Annotated in this window: 20 protein-coding genes; 6 read left to right on the top strand and 14 right to left on the bottom strand. The window is 72.0% G+C overall.

The window, feature by feature from the left end; genetic code table 11:
• Nucleotides 1–7: 7 nt before the first annotated feature.
• The 3 genes from OG519_RS07730 to OG519_RS07740 all read right to left on the bottom strand — a co-directional run bounded on the left by OG519_RS07730 (nucleotide 8) and on the right by OG519_RS07740 (nucleotide 3,623).
• On the bottom strand, nucleotides 8–844 hold the full coding sequence (locus OG519_RS07730; RefSeq protein ID WP_405580382.1) for an ABC transporter permease: 837 nt from the start codon (nucleotides 842–844) through the stop codon (nucleotides 8–10).
• 283 nt (nucleotides 845–1,127) lie between these two features.
• A complete protein-coding gene (locus OG519_RS07735; RefSeq protein WP_405580384.1) occupies nucleotides 1,128–2,210 on the bottom strand; it encodes an ABC transporter ATP-binding protein in 1,083 nt (360 codons plus the stop codon).
• A gap of 120 nt (nucleotides 2,211–2,330) precedes the next feature.
• Nucleotides 2,331–3,623, bottom strand: a complete 1,293-nt coding sequence (locus OG519_RS07740) for an NYN domain-containing protein (protein ID WP_405580386.1) — start codon at nucleotides 3,621–3,623, stop codon at nucleotides 2,331–2,333.
• Between the two features lie 270 nt (nucleotides 3,624–3,893).
• Here OG519_RS07740 and OG519_RS07745 point away from each other — a divergent pair, with 270 nt between their 5' ends.
• The 3 genes from OG519_RS07745 to OG519_RS07755 all read left to right on the top strand — a co-directional run bounded on the left by OG519_RS07745 (nucleotide 3,894) and on the right by OG519_RS07755 (nucleotide 6,079).
• Entirely contained in the window at nucleotides 3,894–4,079 is a 186-nt protein-coding gene (locus OG519_RS07745) for a hypothetical protein (protein ID WP_405580389.1), read from the top strand.
• 461 nt (nucleotides 4,080–4,540) lie between these two features.
• Nucleotides 4,541–5,227 carry a hypothetical protein gene (locus OG519_RS07750; RefSeq protein WP_405580392.1) on the top strand — a complete coding sequence of 229 codons (687 nt, stop codon included), beginning with the start codon at nucleotides 4,541–4,543 and terminating at the stop codon, nucleotides 5,225–5,227.
• Nucleotides 5,228–5,278: 51 nt separating this feature from the next.
• Nucleotides 5,279–6,079, top strand: coding sequence for a thioredoxin domain-containing protein (locus OG519_RS07755; RefSeq protein ID WP_405580395.1), 801 nt, complete (start codon nucleotides 5,279–5,281; stop codon nucleotides 6,077–6,079).
• Between the two features lie 186 nt (nucleotides 6,080–6,265).
• On the opposite strand, the gene OG519_RS07760 is transcribed toward OG519_RS07755, so the two are convergent.
• Nucleotides 6,266–6,823 carry a dienelactone hydrolase family protein gene (locus OG519_RS07760; RefSeq protein ID WP_405592547.1) on the bottom strand — a complete coding sequence of 186 codons (558 nt, stop codon included), beginning with the start codon at nucleotides 6,821–6,823 and terminating at the stop codon, nucleotides 6,266–6,268.
• Nucleotides 6,824–6,952: 129 nt separating this feature from the next.
• On the opposite strand from OG519_RS07760, the gene OG519_RS07765 reads away from it, so the two are divergent.
• Nucleotides 6,953–8,059 carry a mechanosensitive ion channel family protein gene (locus tag OG519_RS07765; RefSeq protein WP_405580397.1) on the top strand — a complete coding sequence of 369 codons (1,107 nt, stop codon included), beginning with the start codon at nucleotides 6,953–6,955 and terminating at the stop codon, nucleotides 8,057–8,059.
• A 4-nt stretch (nucleotides 8,060–8,063) separates the two neighbouring features.
• On the opposite strand, the gene OG519_RS07770 is transcribed toward OG519_RS07765, so the two are convergent.
• From OG519_RS07770 to OG519_RS07790, 5 genes are all read right to left on the bottom strand, one after another.
• Complete coding sequence (locus OG519_RS07770; RefSeq protein ID WP_405580400.1) at nucleotides 8,064–9,656, bottom strand: Na+/H+ antiporter; 1,593 nt, start codon at nucleotides 9,654–9,656, stop codon at nucleotides 8,064–8,066.
• A gap of 70 nt (nucleotides 9,657–9,726) precedes the next feature.
• Complete coding sequence (locus OG519_RS07775; RefSeq protein ID WP_405592549.1) at nucleotides 9,727–10,155, bottom strand: GNAT family N-acetyltransferase; 429 nt, start codon at nucleotides 10,153–10,155, stop codon at nucleotides 9,727–9,729.
• A gap of 80 nt (nucleotides 10,156–10,235) precedes the next feature.
• Nucleotides 10,236–11,177, bottom strand: a complete 942-nt coding sequence (locus tag OG519_RS07780; protein ID WP_405580403.1) for an RluA family pseudouridine synthase — start codon at nucleotides 11,175–11,177, stop codon at nucleotides 10,236–10,238.
• An 18-nt stretch (nucleotides 11,178–11,195) separates the two neighbouring features.
• On the bottom strand, nucleotides 11,196–11,882 hold the full coding sequence (gene lspA / locus OG519_RS07785; protein WP_405580406.1) for a signal peptidase II: 687 nt from the start codon (nucleotides 11,880–11,882) through the stop codon (nucleotides 11,196–11,198).
• A 262-nt stretch (nucleotides 11,883–12,144) separates the two neighbouring features.
• A complete protein-coding gene (locus OG519_RS07790) occupies nucleotides 12,145–12,615 on the bottom strand; it encodes a TraR/DksA family transcriptional regulator (protein WP_405580409.1) in 471 nt (156 codons plus the stop codon).
• On the opposite strand from OG519_RS07790, the gene OG519_RS07795 reads away from it, so the two are divergent.
• Both OG519_RS07795 and ileS read left to right on the top strand, forming a co-directional pair.
• Nucleotides 12,605–12,781: a hypothetical protein gene (locus OG519_RS07795; protein ID WP_405580411.1), complete on the top strand. Its 177-nt coding sequence runs from the start codon at nucleotides 12,605–12,607 to the stop codon at nucleotides 12,779–12,781. The genes OG519_RS07790 and OG519_RS07795 overlap by 11 nt on opposite strands.
• Before the next feature lie 550 nt (nucleotides 12,782–13,331).
• Nucleotides 13,332–16,475, top strand: a complete 3,144-nt coding sequence (gene ileS, locus OG519_RS07800) for an isoleucine--tRNA ligase (RefSeq protein ID WP_405580414.1) — start codon at nucleotides 13,332–13,334, stop codon at nucleotides 16,473–16,475.
• Nucleotides 16,476–16,774: 299 nt separating this feature from the next.
• Here ileS and OG519_RS07805 read toward each other — a convergent pair whose 3' ends face one another.
• The 5 genes from OG519_RS07805 to pgeF form a co-directional block, all read right to left on the bottom strand.
• Nucleotides 16,775–18,034, bottom strand: a complete 1,260-nt coding sequence (locus OG519_RS07805; protein ID WP_405580417.1) for a DivIVA domain-containing protein — start codon at nucleotides 18,032–18,034, stop codon at nucleotides 16,775–16,777.
• A gap of 46 nt (nucleotides 18,035–18,080) precedes the next feature.
• Nucleotides 18,081–18,371: a YggT family protein gene (locus OG519_RS07810; RefSeq protein WP_405580420.1), complete on the bottom strand. Its 291-nt coding sequence runs from the start codon at nucleotides 18,369–18,371 to the stop codon at nucleotides 18,081–18,083.
• A gap of 60 nt (nucleotides 18,372–18,431) precedes the next feature.
• Nucleotides 18,432–19,046: a cell division protein SepF gene (locus OG519_RS07815; protein ID WP_405580423.1), complete on the bottom strand. Its 615-nt coding sequence runs from the start codon at nucleotides 19,044–19,046 to the stop codon at nucleotides 18,432–18,434.
• Between the two features lie 93 nt (nucleotides 19,047–19,139).
• Nucleotides 19,140–19,862 (bottom strand): YggS family pyridoxal phosphate-dependent enzyme, encoded by a 723-nt coding sequence (locus OG519_RS07820; RefSeq protein ID WP_405580426.1) that lies wholly within the window; start codon nucleotides 19,860–19,862, stop codon nucleotides 19,140–19,142.
• Nucleotides 19,859–20,635 carry a peptidoglycan editing factor PgeF gene (gene pgeF / locus OG519_RS07825; protein ID WP_405580429.1) on the bottom strand — a complete coding sequence of 259 codons (777 nt, stop codon included), beginning with the start codon at nucleotides 20,633–20,635 and terminating at the stop codon, nucleotides 19,859–19,861. The genes OG519_RS07820 and pgeF overlap by 4 nt, the downstream gene beginning before the upstream one ends.
• Nucleotides 20,636–20,645: the final 10 nt, after the last annotated feature.

The raw sequence follows: 20,645 nt of genomic DNA on the forward strand, positions 1-20,645 counted from the left end.
GGGCGCGTCATCGGCAGGCCGCCCTGCGATAGGCCCAGGTGGCGACGGCCAGCGAGATCACACCGACCGCTGCGCACACCGAGAGATCGGCGCCGACCGCGGCCCAGTCGGTGCCGCCGCCACCGGCGAAGGTGCGGGCCAGCGCCTCCACGCCGTAGGTGGACGGCAGCGCGTCCCGCGCCCAGGTGACGGGCGCGGGCAGGTGGGACGGGGGCAGTACGCCGAGCAGCAGCGCGGCGGACATGCCGAGCTGGCCGAGCAGGGTGGCGATCTCCTGGCGCGGCGCCAGCAGCCCGAGGGCCGCGCCGAGCCCGGAGAGGGCGGCGCCGGCCAGCGGGATGACCACGAGCAGCACCCACAGGTTGGCGAAGGCGAGGTGGAACAGCACGCAGCCGGTGACGGCGGTGACCAGGGTGCCGGGCACGGTGAAGGAGGCGTACGCCGCGGCGGCGCCCAGCACGACGGAGGCGGGCGGTACGGGGAGGGTGGCGTAGGTGTCGAGGCCGCCGGACGCCCGCAGCTGGCCGAAGTACTGGGCGAGCAGGTTGAGGGCGACGAAGGCCACGACGAGGACGCTCGACCCGGCGACGACGGCGCGGGCCGCCTCGCCGTCGCCTGCGGCCACGACGCCGCGCATCATCACCATGATCCCGACGGACTGGAACGTGGCTACGAACAGCAGCGGGATCCGGGCGACCCGGGCCCGGGAGAGCTGCGCGCGGTAGACGGCGCCGAACGCGGGCCACAGCCGGGCCCTGGGGGCGAGCGGGGTTTGCGGCGGGGCGGGCGCGGTGGCCGCGCCCGCAGCGGGCCCCAGCTCCTCTGTCACGGGCCGCAGAATCATGCCCACCGTCTTTCCCCCGCCGTCTCGCTTCCGCCCATCTCGAACCCGCGCCACCGTCGTGGCTCGTCGCGCAGTTCCCCGCGCCCCTTTGGGGCACCCCTCGCAGGGGTCGAGCGCCCCGTCAGGGCCGCGGGCAACTGCGCGAGCAACCCCGACGGCGCGGCACCCAAAGACGACGTACAGATGAGCGAACCCAGGGGCGCGGGGAACTGCGCGACCAGCCACGACAGACCGGCAGCCAAGGACGGCCGGACGCATACCGGGCTCAGCGCCGCAGGCCGCCTCATGCCTTGGTCAACCCCTTCCCCCGCCCGCCCAGCGCCAGATACACGTCCTCAAGGCTCGGCACCGCCAAGGTGAAATCGTCGAGCGCGGCGAAAGCCGGCCCCCCGGTGACCTCGGCGACCGCCGCCCGCGCCCGCTCCTGCGGAAGCCGCAGCGTCCAGCGCCGCCCGGCGACCTCCGCGAGCGACCGCAGCTCGGCCACCGCCGGAAGATCGACCGGCGCGTCGTACCGCCACACCAGATCGAGCCGCACCTCGTCGGCGACGAGGGCCCGCAGCCCGGCCGGCGTGTCCGACGCGATGACCCGCCCCCGGTCCAGCACCGCGACCCGGTCAAGCACCGTCTCCGCCTCGATGACGTTGTGCGTGACCAGCAGCACCGTGGTCCCGCTCTCGCTCCTGCGCCGGTCCACCGCCGCCCAGACGGCGCGCCGGGCCACCGGGTCCATGCCGGTGGTGGGCTCGTCGAGCACCAGGACCGGCCGCGCGCCCACGAGGGTCGCGGCGAAGCAGGCGAGCCGGCGCTGGCCGCCGGAGAGCTTCTTCAGCGGGCGCCCGGCCAGCGCCCCGAGGTCGAGTTCGTCGAGTACGGCGTCGCGGGCGGCCCGCGCGGCGGCCGCGTCGAGCCCGCGCAGCCGGCCGGTGGTCTCGGCGGCCAGCGCGACCGTCAACTCGTCGAACGCGGTGGATTCCTGGCCGAGGTAGCCGATCAGCCGGGCGGCCCGGTCGGGGTGGCGGACGAGATCGTGGCCGAGGAGTTCGATGGAGCCGGCGTCGGGCCGGAGCAGCCCGGTGAGCTGGCGGACGAGGGTGGTCTTGCCGGCGCCGTTGGGGCCGAGGATGCCGAAGATCTCACCGCGGGCGACGTCGAGGTCGATGCCGTCGTTGGCCCGTAGCGGCGGCGCGGCGGACCGCGGGCCCCGGCGGCGCAGGGTCGGACGCGCCGGACCGGATGAGCCAGGAGGACCGGATGGACCGGCTGGACCGGTTGGATACGTCCTGATCAGACCACGTACGGTGCACGCCGCATCGCGGCTGGTGCCGACCGCCGGGGGCGCCGTTTCCTCCGTGCCGGTGCTCACGAGGACCGAGCGTACGCGCCGGGCCCGCCGGTCGGCCAAACGGGGTTGGCCCCGGAGCGGGCATAGCGCCGTCCGGAGCGGCGGCCGGGGCGGATCACCCGCCGGCCCCGGCCGGCCGGCTCAGCCACCGTCAGGCGCGGCGTCGGAGGGCGCCCGCCCCTCGACCTCGCGCCAGAAACCCGCCCTGATCGCGTACCGGTCGTGCTCGTCGATCTGGTCGTCCTTGTGGGCGAGCAGCCCGAAGCGGGCCGCGTATCTGAGCAGCTCACCGTCGATGCGGTGCGGCACCCGGGGATAGTGCGAGGAGAGGTGCTGGAGCTGGCTCGCGTCGTTGACCCGGGCGATCCAGCGGCGGGCGAACACCTGCCCGACCTCGTAGGGGTCGCCGCTGACCGCGGTGATGTCGGCCTCGCGATCGGCCCAGCGCTGCTCCGCCGTGGTGACCTGGGCGAGGGTGGGCAGCCCGCTGGTGTCGGGCAGGTCCGTGCCGGTGCCGCGGTCGGTCCAGCCCTTGTCGGAGGACCAGCGCAGGGTGGCGCTGGGCGCCGGCTGAGACCCGGGGGACGCGGTGTGGGTGGGGCGGCCGAGCCCGGCCAGGTCCTTGGGGGTGGGCACGGTGACGCCCTTGTTGGGGGCGGTGATCGCGCCGGGTCCCGGCCCGGAGCCGTTCTTCACCGGGTCGGCCGTGTTGATGGCGTGGCCGGGGTGGCCGGCGTGCGCCGGGTGCCCCTCGTGCACGGGGTGGGAGGCGTGCTGGCTCTCCGGCGCCGCGCTCGCCGACTCCGGGAGCGGGGCGGACAGGATCGCCGCGATCTCGGGGCGGATCTCCGGCCGGGGTCCGGGCGGCGGGCAGGCCCCGCTGACGTCGCGGGCCCGGATCGCGGCGGTGATCCACTCCCGGTCGAGCACCCGCCGCTCGTCGGCCTCGGCCACCAGGTCCTCGGACTGGTTGTAGTCCCCGTCGGCGGCCTGGACGGCCCACAGATGGACGGCGACGCCGTGTTCCTTGGCGGACATCATGCCGGGCAGCAGATCGCCGTCGCCGGTGACCAGGACGACGTCGGAGCAGGCCCGGTTGCGGGCCAGTTCCGACAGCTCGGCGTGCATGGCGGCGTCGACGCCCTTCTGCGCCCACCGGCCGTCCGTCCGGGTGAGCGCGCCGAGCCGTACCGTCACCCGGGGCATCACCCGCAGCCTGCGGTGCTCCGGTTGCGGAACCCGATCGGGTGCGCCGTCGAACCAGTAGATCCGCAGCAGCGGTTGTCCGGTCTCCTCCTCGGCGCGTTTGCGCAGGCCGGCGACCACGCCGGCATGATCCACCAGGATCCGGGAACGTGATGGTTCACCGGCCAGCAGGCTCGCCGCTGCGCCCAGCAGATATCCGGCGTCCACCAGGACGACGCAGCGGTCCATGTTGCACCTCTTCCGGTCGCCCCCCGGCACTGTATTACCCAGGGTTCTCCCCGCGATGTCCCCCGAGTCTGCCCGAATGCTCGGGGGTTATGACCTCGAACGCGATCTTCGGCGTGGCGGTCGTCACTTTTTCTCGGCCGCCGTCGTGGTCACCACGTGGCCAATTACCCGAAATGCGCGCTTTGTCGTGTCGTGTGAGTCTGATGGCGGCCCCCTCGGCCCTTGGCGGCCGGTCGGCCTCAACACCCCCCACACCAGGAAGGCACGACCGTGGCGAAGAACAAGAACCAGAACCGTCAGCGGGATCAGCACGAGCAGCGCGACCAGCAGGGTCAGCGGGCCGGCCAGCGCCCGGACTCGCAGGACGCCCCGCGCAACCCGGGCGCCGAGGAGCACGGGATGCCCGCCGCCACGCAGGCCCCGCGCAAGCAGAAGCAGCGCTTCGGCCACAACTGATCCACCGCGTCCGCCTGTCACACCGGCGGCGCGGATCACGTGGCGAACGACGCGGGGGTGTCCTTCGGGGCGCCCCCGCGGTCGTACGGTCGGGGGCCGTAGGGCCGGTCAAGCCGGTCGCAAGCTCGGCCGCGAGGTCGGTCGCAGGGCCGGTGATAGGAGCAACGCCGCCGGACGCGCCCGCACTTCGCGCCGGTTTCCCGCCGGTTCCGCGCCGCGCGACCCGCACCCGCACCCGCCACGGAGGAGGCGGACATCACACCCGCGCGCACGCCGGGCGCCCCCGCCGAATGGGCCGGGTCGGCCGACGTCGGCCGACCCGGCCAACCGGGCCAACCCGGCCGACACGGCCGACACGACCGAGACACCGCCGGTGCGCGGCCCATTGAAAGAACCCTCCGCCCCATCCGTTACCCGACCTTTAGGCCGCGCCTACGGTCTGTCGTGGCACACTCTGCGCCATGGAGGAGATACGACCGCGGCTGAGGGCAGTTCGCGCTGCCCTGTTCGCCGCGCTCTGCGTCACACTCTCCTCCACCTCCCATGTGCTGCTCGCGCGCAGCCCGCTGCCGCTGACCGCGGTGGCCGGCGCCTTCGCCGGGGTGTTCGCGCTCGCGTATCTGCTGGGCGGCCGGGAGCGCGGCTTCTGGTCGATCGCCGCTCTCATGGTGCCCCTGGAGCTGGCGCTGGACACGCTGTTCACGGCCGGCCGGGAATCCTGCTACGGGCCCTCCGGCGGCCCGGTCACCGGCTCCTGGCGGTCCTTCCACGAGGTGGTGCTCTGCCACGGCGGGCAGGTCGGCGCGCAGGTCGGCGGGGGGCTCGCCACCGTGCCCGGCGGCCAGGCGGCGCAGCACGTGCCGTCGGTCGCCCTGCCGTGGCTGCTGCTCGCCGCGCACATGACGGTCGGCCTGCTGGCCGCATGGTGGCTCGGCCGCGGCGAGGCCGCTGCGCAGCGGGTGCTGCGCGCGATGGGCGCCGCCGCCTTCCCCCCCCTGCTGGCGTTCGCCGCGGTCCGCGGCGGGCTCGGCGCGCCGCCGCGCCGGGTCGGCGCCGCGGCCACCCGTGGCGTCGCGGGCGCTCGGCCCGCCCGCCCGCTGCTGCATGCCGTGGTACGCCGTGGTCCGCCGGTTCCGGTCGCTCTGTAGACCGCGACACCGCCGGCACCACCCACGCGTACACCCATGGAGAACCCAGTCATGAGCACCAGGAACAGCAAGGCCAGCAAGGAAGCCGCCCGCGAGCGGCTGCGGCTCCAGCGGGAGAAGGAGGCCAAGCGGGCCAAGGTCCGCCGCCAGCTGCTGGTCGGCGGCGGCGTGGTCGCGCTGCTGGCGATAGCCGGCGGCGTGGCCGTCGCCGTCAACCAGATGAACAAGCCCAGCTACTGGTCGGACGCGGCGAACAAGCCGCTGGTCAAGCCGGCCAACACCTCGGGCACCGACGGGACGACGGTGATCGTCGGCGACCCGAAGAACAAGAACAGCCTGCTCGAGTACGAGGACATGCGCTGCCCGATCTGCGCCGCGTACGAGCAGGCGGCCGGAAACCAGGTGGTCCAGGGCGCCAAGGACGGCAAGTACAACATCTCGTACACCTTCGGCACCTTCCTGGACAAGGGCCAGGGCGGGTCGGGCTCAAAGAAGGCGCTGAGCGCGCTGGGCGCCGCGCTGAACGTGTCCACGGACGCCTTCTCGCAGTACCACACGCTGCTCTACTCCAAGGCCGTGCACCCGGACGAGACCAAGGACGACTTCAACAGCGCCGACCACCTGATCGCGCTGGCGCAGAAGATCCCGGCGCTGAAGGGCAACGCCAAGTTCTCGGACGCGGTGAAGAACGGCACCTACGACAAGTGGGCGCTGACGATGAGCAAGAAGTTCGACAACTCCAAGGGCGTCACGGGCACGCCGACCGTGATGCTCAACGGCAAGCAGGTGTCGGTGATCGGTGTGGACGCGGCGACGGTGATGTCCAACATCGAGGCCGACCTCGTGAAGTGATCACGGCCTGATCCAACGCCGATCACCCGCCGATCACCCGTATCAACCGCATCGGACACGTCAGCCGCATCGGACAAATCGCCGCCACTCGGCCGCCGGACCCGCCATCGGGGCCCGGCGGCCGACGCGCGTCCGCGGGCCGCTCGGCGGGCGCCGGCCCTCCCCCGCACCCGGCCGACGGCCGGGTCAGAGATCGGCGACGAAGTCCAGCGCGATCGCCCAGGTGCGCTCGGTCGCCTCCGCGTCGTGATCGGGCAGCCCGGGATCGGTGTAGAGATGGCCGGCGCCCCGGTAGCGGTGGATCTCCACCTCCGCCCCGGCCTTGCGCATCCGCAGGTACCAGGCGTTGAGCCAGTCGTCCGTCTCGAACGGGTCCGGCTCCGCGACGTGGAGCTGGACCGGGACCTCGGTGGCCGCGTCGTCGGTCAGATCCGATGTACCGTGCAGGAGGAGCAGGCCACGGGCCTTGTCGTCGCCGAGTGCCAGATTCTGGGCGATGGAGCCGCCGAGCGAGAAGCCGGCGTAGACCAGGCCCCGCTCCGAGTGGGGAGCCGCGGCGATGACGGCGCGGCGCAGCAGTTCGTCCCGGCCGATCTCGTCACGGATCGCCAGGCCGTCCTCGATCGATTCGGTGGTGCGCCCGTCGTAGAGGTCGGGTACGTGCACCTCGTGCCCGGCCGCCCGCAGCCGGTCGGCGGCGGCGGACACCGCGGGCCGCAGACCGTAGGCGCTGTGGAACAGCATGATCGTCACGGGACTTCCTCTCATCGGACGGGCACGAACCATGGTGCCCTACGACCGGATACCGGACGACCGGGGCCGGAGTCCTGAACCCCGGCGGCACACAGCCGTAGAAACGGAAGCGAGGCGTCCATGGAGAGCGCGCTGCGACCGATCCTGGTGATCGGTCCGGCAGTCGTACTGACCCTGATCGTCGGCTGGCTGGTCGACCGGTCACTGCGGTCCGTCGATGCCCGCCATCCGGAGACACCGCTGTGGGGACTGCTGCGCCGCTGCCGGCTGCCGTTGCAGCTCGTGCTGTGCGGCGGGCTGATCCGGGGCGCCTACCGGGCGACGCACGTCGCCCACTACGCCGGGCAGATCGGGCAGGCGCTCACCCTGGTGCTGATCGCCTCCTCCGCCTGGCTGGTGGTGCGGATCGCGGCCGCGGCCAACGACTCGGTCTACGCCCAGTACGCGGCCACCTCGCGCAGCGTCCCCAAGATCCGCCGGCTGCGCACCCAGCTCACCCTCATCCAGCGGATCTTCACCGCGGTCGTCGGTGTGATCGCGGTCGCCTCGATGCTGTTCACCTTCCCCGAACTGCGGACCGTCGGCGCCTCGATGCTGGCCTCGGCCGGCATCATCGGCATCGTCGCCGGTGTCGCCGCGCAGTCCACGCTGAGCAACCTCTTCGCCGGCCTCCAGATCGCCTTCGGCGACATGGTGCGGATCGGCGACACCGTGGTGGTGGACGGCGAGTGGGGTCTGGTGGAGGAGATCACCCTGACCTATCTGAGCGTCCGCACCTGGGACGAGCGGCGGATCACCATGCCGGTGTCGTACTTCACCAGCAAGCCGTTCGAGAACTGGTCGCGCGGCGATCCGCGGATGACCGGCACGGTCTTCTTCCACCTGGATCACTCAACGCCGGTGGACGCGATGCGCAAACGGCTGCTCGAAGTGCTCGAACAGGCCTCGGAGTGGGACCGCAGGGCGTGGGGCCTGGTGGTGATCGACACCACCCCGACCACCATCCAACTGCGGGCGCTGGTCACCGCCAAGGACGCCGACGACATCTTCAATCTGCGCTGCATCGTGCGCGAGCAGCTCATCGACTGGCTACGCTGCGAGCACCCCTACGCGCTGCCGCGGATCAACACCGCGGCCGCGCCGGGACACGCCTCGGCCGGCCAGCAGCGGGGCATGGCGCCGATGCCGGACTCCAGCGACCTCGGCCCGGGACCCGGCGCCCGCTGACCGGTCACAGCCCGCGCATCGACCGCAGATCGAGGTGGCGCAGCACCCGGTCCACGATCTCCGGGTCGTGACCGGGTTCGCTGCGGGCCGAGAGCACCTCGTGCCGGGCAGCGGACAGCAACTCCTCCTGGAAGTGGCGCAACGCCCTGATCCGGGCCAGCCGGCGGGCGTGGCTGCCCCGCCGCTCCACCTCCACGATGTCCGGCGAGATCCTGGCCCCCACCTCGAACGCCCGGCGGTGCAGTATCTCCGACAGCTCCTCGTCCAGGTCCTCGTTGCGCTCGATCTCCCGCAGCCGGGCCCTGGCCGCGGTCATCGCCCGGATGGCCAGGGCGGCTTCGAGGTCGTGCTCGGCCTCGGTGTCGCGGCCCACGTCGAGCCGCTTGACCAGCACGGGCAGGGTGAGGCCCTGGATGACGAGGGTGGCGAGCACCACCACGAAGGCGATGAAGAGCAGTTCCTGGCGCGCCGGGAAGGGCGTGCCGTGGTGGGTGGTGAGCGGGATCGCCAGGGCCAGCGCCACCGAGGCGACTCCGCGCATCCCCGACCACCACATGGTGATCGTCTCCCGCCAGCTCATCGGGATGTCCTCGTCCACGTCCCGCGCCGTGTGCAGCCGCCGGGCGATCCAGGAGGCGGGCAGCAGGTAGAGCAGCCGGATCCCGACCACCACGGCCACCACCAGGGCCGCGTGCGAGAGCATCGAACCCTGCGGGGCCGAACCGACCCTGAACACGTTGTGCAGTTCGAGGCCGATCAGACCGAAGGCGATACCGGTGATGAGGGTGTCGACGATCGTCCAGAAGGTGTTGCCCACCAGCCGGGCCTGCACGTCGTCCGCCTCGAAGGCGTGCTCGGCGAGGAAGAGCGCGGTGGTGAGCACCGCGAGCACCCCGGAGCCGTGCAGCACCTCGGCGAGCGCGTAGGAGGCGAACGGCACCAGCAGCGACAGGCCGATCTGGAGCGTGGGGTCGCCGACCACCGCCATCAGCTTGTTGGCGCCCCAGCCGAGCGCGAGGCCGATGACGACCGCGACCACCGCGTTGAGCAGCAACTCCAGTGCCGCGTGCGGCACTGAGAACTCACCGGAGACCGCCGCCGCGACCGCCACGTGGTAGAGCACGATGGCGGTGACGTCGTTGAAGAGCCCCTCGCCCTCCAGGATGGAGACCATCCGGCGGGGGAGCCCGAGCGAGCCGGCCACCGCGGTCGCGGCCACCGGGTCGGGCGGCGCGACCAGTGCGCCGAGGGCGAAGGCGCCGGCGAGTGAGATGCCGGGCACCAGCGTGTCGGCGACATAGGCGACGGCCGCGGTGGTGATGAAGACCAGTCCCACCGCCAGCAGCAGGATCGGCCGCCGGTTGACGGCGAACTGCCGCCAGGAGGTGCGCTGGACGGCCGCGTAGAGCAGCGGGGGCAGCAGCACCGGCAGGATCAGATCCGGGTTGACGTCGACGTTCGGCACCTGGGGGATCAGGGCGAGCACCGCGCCGAAGATGGTCATCAGCACCGGCGCGGGCAGCTTCAGCCGCTCGGCCAGCGGCACCATGACGATGGCCGCCAGGCTGAGGACGAAGAAGAGGGCGAGCTGATCCACTGCGTAAGCCTGCCATGTCCATTACGGCGGGCGGCCGTCAATCGCCGGTCGGTCCGCTGAATTTCGCCGCTCAGGCCGGTGGTGCGAACTCCCGCCGCATCGCCCGGTGCGCGATCCCGGCGTCCATGAACTCAGGTCCGTAGGCGCGGTAACCGAGCCGCTCGTAGAACGGCACGGCGTGCACCTGGGCCTCCAGATAGACACCGGCCAGGCCGAGCCGCCGCGCCTCGTCCTCCAGGGCGCGCACCAGGGCGGCGCCGACGCCGCCGCGGCGGGCGCTCCGCAGCACCGCGAGCCGGCCGAGCACCGCGGTGCCCGGGTCGCCGCCGTTCTTGCCCGCGGCGTCCGCGCCGAGCAGCAGCCGGCCGGTGCCGGCGCCTTCCGCCAGCACGTGGACCGCCCGGCCGTCCTTGCCGTCACCGCCGTCCCACTCGATCTCGGCGGGCACCGCCTGCTCCACCACGAAGACCTCGTGCCGGATCGCGTGCACCGCGGCCATCCCCGCCGGGTCGTCGGCCGCCACGATCCTGGGGGCGAGGGAGCCGGGTCCTTCCGCGGCGGGCGCGGTGGCGGGTGCGGTCACTGGCTGTCCTCCCGCACGGTGTCCAGCGCGTGCTGGAGGTCGGCCGGGTAGCCGCTGGCGAATTCGACCCAGTCGCCGGAGGCGGGGTGTTCGAAGCCGAGCCGTACCGCGTGCAGCCACTGCCGGGTCAGCCCGAGCCGCTTGGCCATCGTCGGGTCGGCGCCGTAGGTGAGGTCGCCGACGCACGGGTGGCGGTGGGCGGACATGTGCACCCGGATCTGATGGGTGCGGCCGGTCTCCAGCTTGATGTCGAGCAGGCTCGCCGAGCGGAAGGCCTCGATCAGGTCGTAGTGCGTCACCGACGGCTTGCCGTCGGCGGTGACCGCCCACTTGTAGTCGTGCTGGGGATGGCGGCCGACGGGCGCGTCGATGGTGCCGCTCATCGGGTCCGGGTGGCCCTGGACCAGGGCGTGGTAGCGCTTGTCCACCACCCGGTCGCGGAACTGCGCCTTGAGCAGCGTGTACGCCCGCTCCGACTTGGCCACCGCCATCAGCCCCGAGGTGCCGACGTCGAGACGGTGCACGATGCCCTGGCGCTCGGCGGCGCCCGAGGTGGAGATCCGGTAGCCGGCCGCGGCCAGGCCGCCGATCACGGTGGTGCCGGTCCAGCCGGGGCTGGGGTGGGCGGCGACCCCGACGGGCTTGACCACGACCACCACGTCGTCGTCGTCATGGACGATCTCCATGCCCTCGACGGGTTCCGCGACGATCCGGACCGGCTCGGCCGGCGCGGGCATCTCGACTTCGAGCCACGCCCCGCCCTGCACCCGCTCCGACTTGCCGGCCGGGGCGCCGTCGATGGAGACCTTGCCCGCGGCGGCCAGCTCGGCGGCCTTGGTCCGCGAGAAACCGAACATACGGGCGATGGCGGCGTCGACGCGCTCGCCTTCCAGGCCATCGGGGACAGGCAGGGAACGGACTTCGGGAAGCGTACTCACCTGATCGAGTATGGGCCCTCAGTCCTGGTGCTTGCTGCCGTCCGGGTCCACGCCCCGGAAGGAGAGCAGCACGATGAGCGCGCCGCCGCAGCAGATCGCGGAGTCCGCGAGGTTGAAGACCGCGAAGTGCTCGGGGGCGATGAAGTCCACCACCCGGCCCTGGAAACTGCCGGGCGCGCGGAAGAGGCGGTCGGTGAGGTTGCCGAAGGCGCCGCCGAGCAGCAGGCCGAGCGCGATCGCCCAGGGCAGGCTGTGGAGCCGCCGGGAGAGCCGCGCGATCACCACGATGACGCCGGCCGCGATCACCGTGAAGACGATCGTCATGCCCTGGCCGAGGCCGAAGGCGGCGCCGGCGTTCCTGATCGCGTCCAGCCGCAGGTAGTGGCCGAAGATGTCGATCGGGTCGTGGTGCTCCAGGCTGTGCACGACCCAGATCTTGGAGAGCAGGTCGAGCAGGTAGGCGAGCACGGCGACACCGAGCAGCACGGCGACCTGCCGTCGGTGGGCCCCGGCCGGCCGGCCTTCGGCCGTCGCGCCGTCCTCGGCACCGCCCTCGGATCCGGCGCCGTCCTCGATCCCGGTACCGGCTTCGGACCCGCCGCCGGGCTCCGCGACCGTCGCGGCCGGCTCCGCCGCGGGCTCGGCGGGCTCCGCCGGCCGGTCAGCCGAGTCCGGTGTGGTGATGGTGCGCTCCGCTTCCGTCACGTGAGTTCCTCAGCCCCTGTGGTCCGTGCCGCCAGGCCGGATCCTGACACCGAGACCTGACTCTGACGAGGGTACGGCACCGGCTCCCGGAGGGCTCCGCCGGCCGATCCCCGCGCTGGTCCCGGCTCCGGCGGAACACGAATGAACGGCCCTCGCTCCGTACCGGCCCTCGTCCCGGCCGGACCCGACCAGGCCCCGGCCGGAGCCGGGGCCGCGCGGGCGGCTTTCCGGAGCGGGGACGCCCGGACGGCGGGCAGCGCGCTCAGCGCCGCTCTTGGCGCTGCTTGTCGTCCAGGCAGAGGGTGGCCCGCGGGAACGCCTGCATCCTGGCCTTCCCGATCGGGTTGCCGCAGACCTCGCAGAGGCCGTACGTGCCCTCGTCCAGCCGCCCGAGCGCGTGGTCGGCCTGGCCGAGCGTCTCCCGGGTGTTGTTGGCCAGCGCCAGTTCGTACTCCCGGGTGATGTTCTTGCTGCCGGTGTCGGCCTCGTCGCCCGCGCTGTCCCCGGAGTCCCGCATCAGGCCGGCCACCGCCGCCTCCGACGAGGCCAGCTCGGCCTTGAGCCGTTCGACCTCGGAGAGCAGCTCGGCGCGGGCCTCCTCGACCTCCTGGGGGGTCCACGGCTCCTCGCCGGGGAGTACGGCCAGCGTGCCCGGTTGCGCCGCGGTACCGGCGGCGGGGACCGGGGACCCCGATGTCGCGGCCGACTGGGCCACGGTCTTCTTGGCTGCCACCTTGCGGGCTCCTGTCTTCTTCGCGGCGCCGGCCGCGCTGGCCGGTGCCGTCCTGACCGGCGCGTGCTCCGCCGGTGCCTGCTTCGCCGCGCGCGAGTTCCTCGCGGATTTCCCGCTTCTGGCGGTTGCGACGATTTCGGCGCGTTCTCACGATTTTGCCGGATGATGCCGAATGGTGCCGGATGATGCCGGATTCCGCGGATTCTGGGGGTGCTCTGGAGTATCCAAGGCGCTCGCGGCCCGGCTCTTCATCGAGCCGCCGACCGGGGCAGACAGGTCTCCATCCGTTGTGCCCAGCTCACCGAGAGGTATTCCGGCACACCGGCCCGACCATGCCGGAAAGCCGCCATTCGGGTCCAAGCTCCACCGTATAACCGGTCGGCTCCGTTCCCAACGGCGCCGTACACTGGGCCGAGCGAAAGGCGTCGATGGGACGAGTAGCGCCGCACGCAGCCCACAGCGACCCGGGGACGGTGGAAGCCCGGGGGTGTGCGCGGTGCGAAGATCACCCCGGAGCCGCCGGAGGAAAGCCCGCGGGAGGCGTACGAGGCCCCGGCGGACCGTAGACCCGGCCTCGCGACCCCAATGAGGGGGCGGTGGCGTCCGTAGGGACGTGCGGCACCGCCAAGGAGGGTGGTACCGCGGGAGCGCTCGCTCTCGTCCCTCCGACGGAAGTACGCGACAAGCGACAAGCGTCCGCCGGAGGAAGAACCCTGATGACCCAGCCGCGTCAGCCGCAGTACCGCCAGGTACCCGCCCAGATCGATCTGCCCGCCCTCGAACACGAGGTGCTGGCCCTGTGGAGCGAGCGCAACACCTTCGCCCGCTCGGTGGAGCAGACCGAGGGCCGCCCCGAGTGGGTGTTCTACGAGGGGCCGCCCACCGCCAACGGCATGCCCGGCGCCCACCACATCGAGGCCCGCGTCTTCAAGGACGTCTTCCCGCGCTTCAAGACCATGCAGGGCCACCATGTGACCCGCAAGGCCGGCTGGGACTGCCACGGCCTGCCGGTCGAGCTCGCGGTGGAGAAGGAGCTGGGCTTCACCGGCAAGCAGGACATCGAGGCGTACGGCATCGCCGAGTTCAACGCCAGGTGCCGCGCCTCGGTGACCCGGCACACCGACGCCTTCGCCGAGCTGACCACGCGCATGGGCTACTGGGTGGACCTGGACGACGCCTACCGGACCATGGACCCGGAGTACGTGGAGTCCGTGTGGTGGTCGCTCAAGCAGATCTTCGGCAAGGGCCTGCTGGTCCAGGACTACCGGGTCGCCCCCTGGTGCCCGCGCGACCAGACCGGCCTGTCCGACCACGAACTGGCGCAGGGCTACGAGACGATCGTCGACCCGTCGGTCTACGTCCGCTTCCCGCTCACCTCGGGACCGCTGGCCGGCCAGGCGTCGCTGCTGGTGTGGACGACCACCCCGTGGACGCTGGTGTCCAACACCGCCGTCGCCGCGCATCCGGACGTCACCTACGTCGTCGCCACCGACGGCACCGAGCGGCTCGTCGTCGCCGAGCCGCTGCTCGGCAAGGCGCTGGGCGAGGGATGGGCGGCGACCGGCCCGACCTTCACCGGCCGCGAGATGGAGCGCTGGACGTACGAGCGGCCGTTCTCCTTCGTCGACATCCCGGACGCGCACTTCGTGCTCAACGCCGAGTACGTCACCACCGAGGACGGCACCGGCCTCGTCCACCAGTCCCCCGCCTTCGGTGAGGAGGACCTCAAGGCGTGCCGGGCGTACGGCCTGCCGGTGGTCAACCCGGTGCGGCCCGACGGCACCTTCGAGCCGGACGTGCCGCTGGTCGGCGGCGTCTTCTTCAAGAAGGCCGACGAGGCGCTGGTCGCCGAACTCCAGTCGGCCGGCCGGCTCTTCAGGCATGTGCCGTACGAGCACAGCTATCCGCACTGCTGGCGCTGCCACACCGCGCTGCTCTACTACGCCCAGCCGTCCTGGTACATCCGCACCACCGCCGTCAAGGAGGCGCTGCTGCGGGAGAACGAGCGGACCAACTGGTACCCGGAGAGCGTCAAGCACGGCCGCTACGGCGACTGGCTCGACAACAACGTGGACTGGGCGCTGTCCCGCAACCGCTACTGGGGCACCCCGCTGCCCATCTGGCGCTGCCCGGAGGGCCACCTCACCTGTGTGGGCTCGCTCACCGAACTCGGCGAGCTGACCGGCACCGACCAGTCGGGGCTCGATCCGCACCGCCCCTACATCGACGCGGTCACCTTCGCCTGCCCGACCTGCTCGGCGACCGCGACGCGGGTGCCCGAGGTGATCGACGCCTGGTACGACTCGGGGTCGATGCCGTTCGCGCAGTGGGGCTACCCGTACCGCAACAAGGACGTCTTCGAGCGGACCTATCCGGCGCAGTTCATCTCCGAGGCGATCGACCAGACCCGCGGCTGGTTCTACACGCTGATGGCGGTCGGCACGCTCGTCTTCGACCGGTCCGCGTACGAGAACGTGGTCTGTCTCGGCCACATCCTCGCCGAGGACGGCCGCAAGATGTCCAAGCACCTGGGCAACATCCTCCAGCCGATCCCGCTCATGGACCAGCACGGCGCCGACGCGGTCCGCTGGTTCATGGCGGCGGGCGGTTCGCCGTGGGCGGCCCGCCGGGTGGGCCACGGCACCATCCAGGAGGTCGTCCGCAAGACCCTGCTGACGTACTGGAACACCGTCGCCTTCCAGGCGCTCTACGCCCGCACCTCGAACTGGGCGCCGAGCGCCGCCGATCCGGCGGTCGAGGACCGTCCGCTGCTCGACCGCTGGCTGATCGGCGAGCTGAACGCGCTGGTGCGGGACGTCACCGACGCGCTGGAGTCCTATGACACCCAGCGGGCCGGCAAGCTGCTCTCCGCCTACGTGGACGACCTCTCCAACTGGTACGTGCGGCGGTCCCGGCGGCGGTTCTGGCAGGGCGACGCGGCGGCGCTGCGCACCCTGCACGACGTGCTCGAAACGGTGACCCGGCTGCTGGCGCCGCTGGTGCCGTTCATCACCGAGCGGGTCTGGCAGGACCTGGTGGCGCCGGTGGACCCGGACGCGCCGGACTCGGTGCACCTCGCCTCGTGGCCGGTGGCCGACCACGACCGGATCGACCCGGCGCTCGCCGAACAGATGCGACTGGTACGGCGGCTGGTGGAGCTGGGCCGCGCCACCCGGGCGGAGTCCGCGGTCAAGACCCGGCAGCCGCTGTCCCGGGCGCTGGTCGCCGCGGCGGGCTTCGACGCCCTGTCGGCGGAGCTGCGGGCCCAGATCACCGAGGAGCTGAACGTCTCGGCGCTGGCCTCGCTCGCCGAGGTGGGCGGCTCGCTCGTCGACACCACCGCGAAGGCCAACTTCCGGGCGCTCGGCAGGCGGTTCGGCAAGGGGGTGCAGGCGGTCGCCGCGGCCGTGGCGGCGGCCGACGCGGCGGCGCTGTCGGCGGCGCTGCGGGAGGGCACGGCGAGCGTGGAGGTCGATGGGGAGACGGTCGCCCTCGCGCCCGAGGAGGTCATCGTGACCGAGACCCCGCGCGAGGGGTGGTCGGTCGCCTCCGACTCCGGCGCGACGGTGGCGCTCGATCTGGAGATCACCCCGGAGCTGCGGCTGGCCGGACTCGCCCGCGATGTGATCCGGCTGATCCAGGAGGCCCGCAAGAACAGCGGGCTCGACGTCGCCGACCGCATCGCGGTGCGGTACGCGGCGAGCGATCCGGAGCTGGCGGCGGCCCTCGCGGCCCACGCGCCGCTCATCGCCGAGGAGGTGCTGGCCACGGATTTCGCCGAGGGCGCCCCCACCCCCGATTTCGGCTCCGCCTTCACCGACACCCCCCTGGGCCTGACCTTCCACCTCCACAAGGCGTAACCCCCGGCGGAGCAGCCTTCGAAGGGCACCTATAAGGGGCGCGAGGAACGGCGCGCGCAACCGGTCACCGGCCGGTGGCCGGATACGACAGCAACTGCCCCTTCGCTCCGGTGACGGTCAGCCGGTCGTCCGGGGCTGGTCGCGCAGTTCCTCGCGCCCCTTCGGGGCACTCCGGTGAAGCGCCGGAGGCAGGTGGCGGGCCGGAGGCACGCAAGGGGCGGGGGAACGCCGAAGGGGCCGCGCTCCGGGGATGAACCCCGGGGCGCGGCCCCTTCACCGGTGAGCCCAGCGGCCAGCGGCTAGTTGTCGTCCTCGTCGATCAGAAATCCCCGCATCGGCGTCGGCGCCTGCTGCAACGGCGCCGGCCCCTGCGGCCGGACCGGAGCCATCGGCTGCGTCATCGCGGGCGACATCTGCTGCTGGCCACCGTAGGTCGGACCGGGGTTGTGCCCCATGCCCTGGCCCCCACCGTAGGAGGGACCCGACCCGTTGTGCCCCATGGCACCCGCGCCGGCCGGTGCCATGCCGCTCATCGAGCTGCTGCCCATCGAGCCGCTCATCGAGGACGCGGACGGCAGCGAGGGAGCGGACGGCGGGGCCGTACGCGGCGGGGCGAGCGAGTCGTCCGCCTGGTTCTCCAGCTGACGGAGCTGGGACTCCAGGTAGGACTTCAGCCGGGTGCGGTACTCGCGTTCGAAGCCGCGCAGATCCTCGACCTTGCGCTCCAGCGTGGCCCGGGCCGACTCCAGCGAACCCATGGCGACGCGGTGCTTCTCCTGCGCGTCCCGCTCCAGCGCGTCCGCCTTGGCGCGGGCGTCCCGCTCCAGGCCTTCCGCGCGGCTGCGTGCCTCACCGACGATCTTGTTGGCCTCGGACCGCGCTTCGGCGATGGCCTGGTCGGCGGTCTGCTGGGCGAGCGACAGTACGCGCGCCGCGCTGTCGCCGCCGGGACCCTGCTGCTGCATCGGGTGCTGACCCATCGGGCCCTGGCCCTGCATCGGCCCCTGCTGCTGCATGGGGTGCTGGCCCATCGGGCCCTGACCCTGCATCGGGCCCTGCATTCCAGGGGGCCCCTGCATGGGGTGACCCTGCTGCTGCATCGGGTGCTGACCCATCGGGCCCTGACCCTGCATCGGGCCCTGCATTCCGGGCGGCCCCTGCATGGGGTGACCCTGCTGCTGCATCGGGTGCTGACCCATCGGGCCCTGACCCTGCTGGCCGCTCGGTCCAGCCGGCAACTGCGGAGCTCCACCAGGCAACTGGGGCGGACCCATCTGCTGCTGGGGCATCTGCTGCTGCACCGGCTGGGGGCCCGATATGGCGGCGGGTACCGGCCGATCCTGTTGTTCCGGCTTGCGCATGCCCTGCTGCTGGTTCTGCGCGGCGGCCCGGGTCGCCGCGGCCAGCTTGGCCCGCAGGTCCTCGTTCTCCCGCAGCAGCCGGGTCAACTCGGCCTCTACCTCGTCGAGGAAGGCGTCGACCTCGTCCTCGTCATAGCCTTCTCGGAGGCGGACGGTCGTGAACTGCTTGTTCCGAACATCCTCGGGGGTCAGCGGCATCTCTTCACCTCAACGTGATCGTCGACATATCGGGAGCCCGCACCGGTCATCCTCGCAAGCCCTTCAGTACGTCGAGCAGGATGAGCACGATGATCATCAGTACAAAGAAGGACAAGTCGAGCGCCACGCCCCCGAGACGCAACGGCGGGATGAACCGCCGTAGAAGCTTGAGTGGCGGGTCGGTGACAGTGTAGGTGCCCTCCAGGACCACTACCATCGCCTTCCCAGGGTGCCATGCTCGGGCGAACTGGAAGACGTAATCCATCACCAATCGGAAAAGCAGGACGGCGAAGAAGCACGCAAGTGCGACCCACAGCACTTGGAGTGCGATGTCCATCGCGCCTTCCCTCTCCCCTGCTCGTCGGCCTCGCGGCCGGGTCTTGCGGTAGCGGTTGGTTCAGCTCTGGTTGAAGAACCCACCCTCGGCGATCCGGGCTTTGTCTTCCGCCGTGACATCGACGTTAGCAGGCGAGAGCAGAAAGACCTTCTGCGTCACCCGCTCGATGCTCCCGTGGAGACCGAACACCAGACCCGCCGCGAAGTCGACAAGTCGCTTCGCGTCCGTGTCGTCCATCTCGGTCAAGTTCATGATCACCGGGGTTCCTTCGCGGAAGTGTTCCCCGATGGTACGGGCTTCGTTGTAGGTCCGGGGGTGGAGTGTCGTGATCCGGTAGGGCTCGCGCTCTGACACGACCTTGGGCATGATCACCGGTGCGTTCTTCTCCAGGCTGTGACGATCAGGTGTGATGGATGCCACTGGGGCGATCCGCGGTTCGCGGGGCGCCGGCGGGTGCACGAGCCGCGGCGGCTCGTCCTGCGCCGGCTGGTGCTGGACCGGCGCCGGGATGTGCTGGCGCCGGGGTGCCCGCTCGGGCTCCGGAGCGGTCCGGCTGCTCGGCGGTGTGGCCATCTCGGGCTCGAATTCGTCGTCCGGGTCGAACCCCGGTCCGTCGTACCCGTCGTCCTCCACGAGGCCGAGGTAGACCGCCATCTTGCGCATCGCGCCGGCCATGCTCTGCGTCCTCTCAGCGGGGTTGCGGTACTCGGCCGCCGCTGGGACGACCGTCACACCATATTTATGCTGTGGTCCGACTGTTTGGTGACGTTACCGGAGCCGCGGACGGACTCCGAGCACCGCCGTACCGACGCGTACATGTGTCGCTCCGGCCGCCACCGCGTGCTCGAGATCCTGGCTCATCCCTGCCGAGACCATGTTCGCAGCCGGATGAGTCTCCCGCAGGCGGGCCGAGATTTCCATCAACCGGTCGAAGGCGGCGCGAGGTTGTCCCGCGTACGCTCCGGCCAGCGGCGCGACGGTCATCACACCGTCGAGCCGCAGCCCGTCGGCGGCCGCGATCGCGTCGGCGACCTCCCCGACCTCCTCGGGTGCCACCCCGCCCCGCTCGCCCCTGGCGCCTGACTCGGCGTCAAGGGCGACCTGGACCAGGCAGCCGAGCTCGCGTCCCGCGGCGGTGGCCGCGCCGGACAGCGCGCCGGCCAACCGGAGTCGGTCGACGGAATGCACATGATCAGCGTATCTGACAACGCTACGAGCCTTGTTGGTCTGCAACTGCCCGACGAAGTGCCAGCTCAACGGGAGGCCGGCGCACTCGGCCGCCTTGCGGGCGGCGTCCTGGTCGCGGTTCTCCGCCACGTTCCGCACCCCGAGTTCGGCGAGCAGCCGGACGTCGGAGGCCGGATAGGTCTTGGTGACGACGATCAGGGTGACGTCCTCGCGCTTGCGGCCGCCGGCCACGCACGCGGTGGTGATCCGGTCTTCCACCGCGGCAAGATTCGCGGCGAGTTGGGCGGCTCTGGGGTCGTTCACCGGCTTCCGCCCGATACGTCAGCGAAAGTGTCGGCGGTATCGGTTTCGTCCAGCCAGACATAGCCCGCGAGCCGGCCGGTGGTGCCCTCACGCCGGTACGAGAAGTGATCGGTCGACTCCAGCGTGCAGACGTTCGGTCCCGCTGCCACCCGAACGCCGGAGCGCGCGAGTTGAGCGCGTACGCCGGCGCTGATGTCGAGCGCGGGCGTACCCCAACTCGTCTCGGCGTACGCCTCGGGCTCGACGGCGCTCACCTCGTCCCGCAACGCCGCGGGCACTTCATAGCACCGGCCGCATACCGAGGGCCCGAGCAAGGCGATGATCCGAGCGAGGTCAGCGCCCTGGGCGGCCATCGCTTCGAGCGCGGCCGGCACCACTCCGGCGACCAGTCCCGGCCGGCCGGAGTGCGCCGCGGCGACGACCCCCGCCTCGGCGTCGGCGAGCAGTACGGGTACGCAGTCCGCGGTGAGCACCGCGAGGGTGAGGTCGGAGCGGCTGGTCACCAGTGCGTCCACGGCCGGCACCGGGCGGTCGCCCCAGGGGGCGTCGACCACGGCGACGTCCCGGCCGTGCACCTGGTTCATCCAGACCACTCGTTCGGGGTCGCGGCCGAGCGTCTTCGCGGCCAGCTCCCGGTTGACGCGCACGGCGGCCGGGTCGTCGCCGACCGCGCCGCCGAGGTTGAGGCTGTCATGCGGAACGGCGCCCACCCCGCCCCACCGGTCGGTGAAGGCGAAGTGCGCGCCGCCCACTGCTGTGCGATGCCCTATCACTGCTGTTCGG

It is taken from the genome of Streptomyces sp. NBC_01190 (assembly GCF_045039895.1).
In the GTDB taxonomy this organism is placed as follows: Bacteria; Actinomycetota; Actinomycetes; order Streptomycetales; family Streptomycetaceae; genus Actinacidiphila.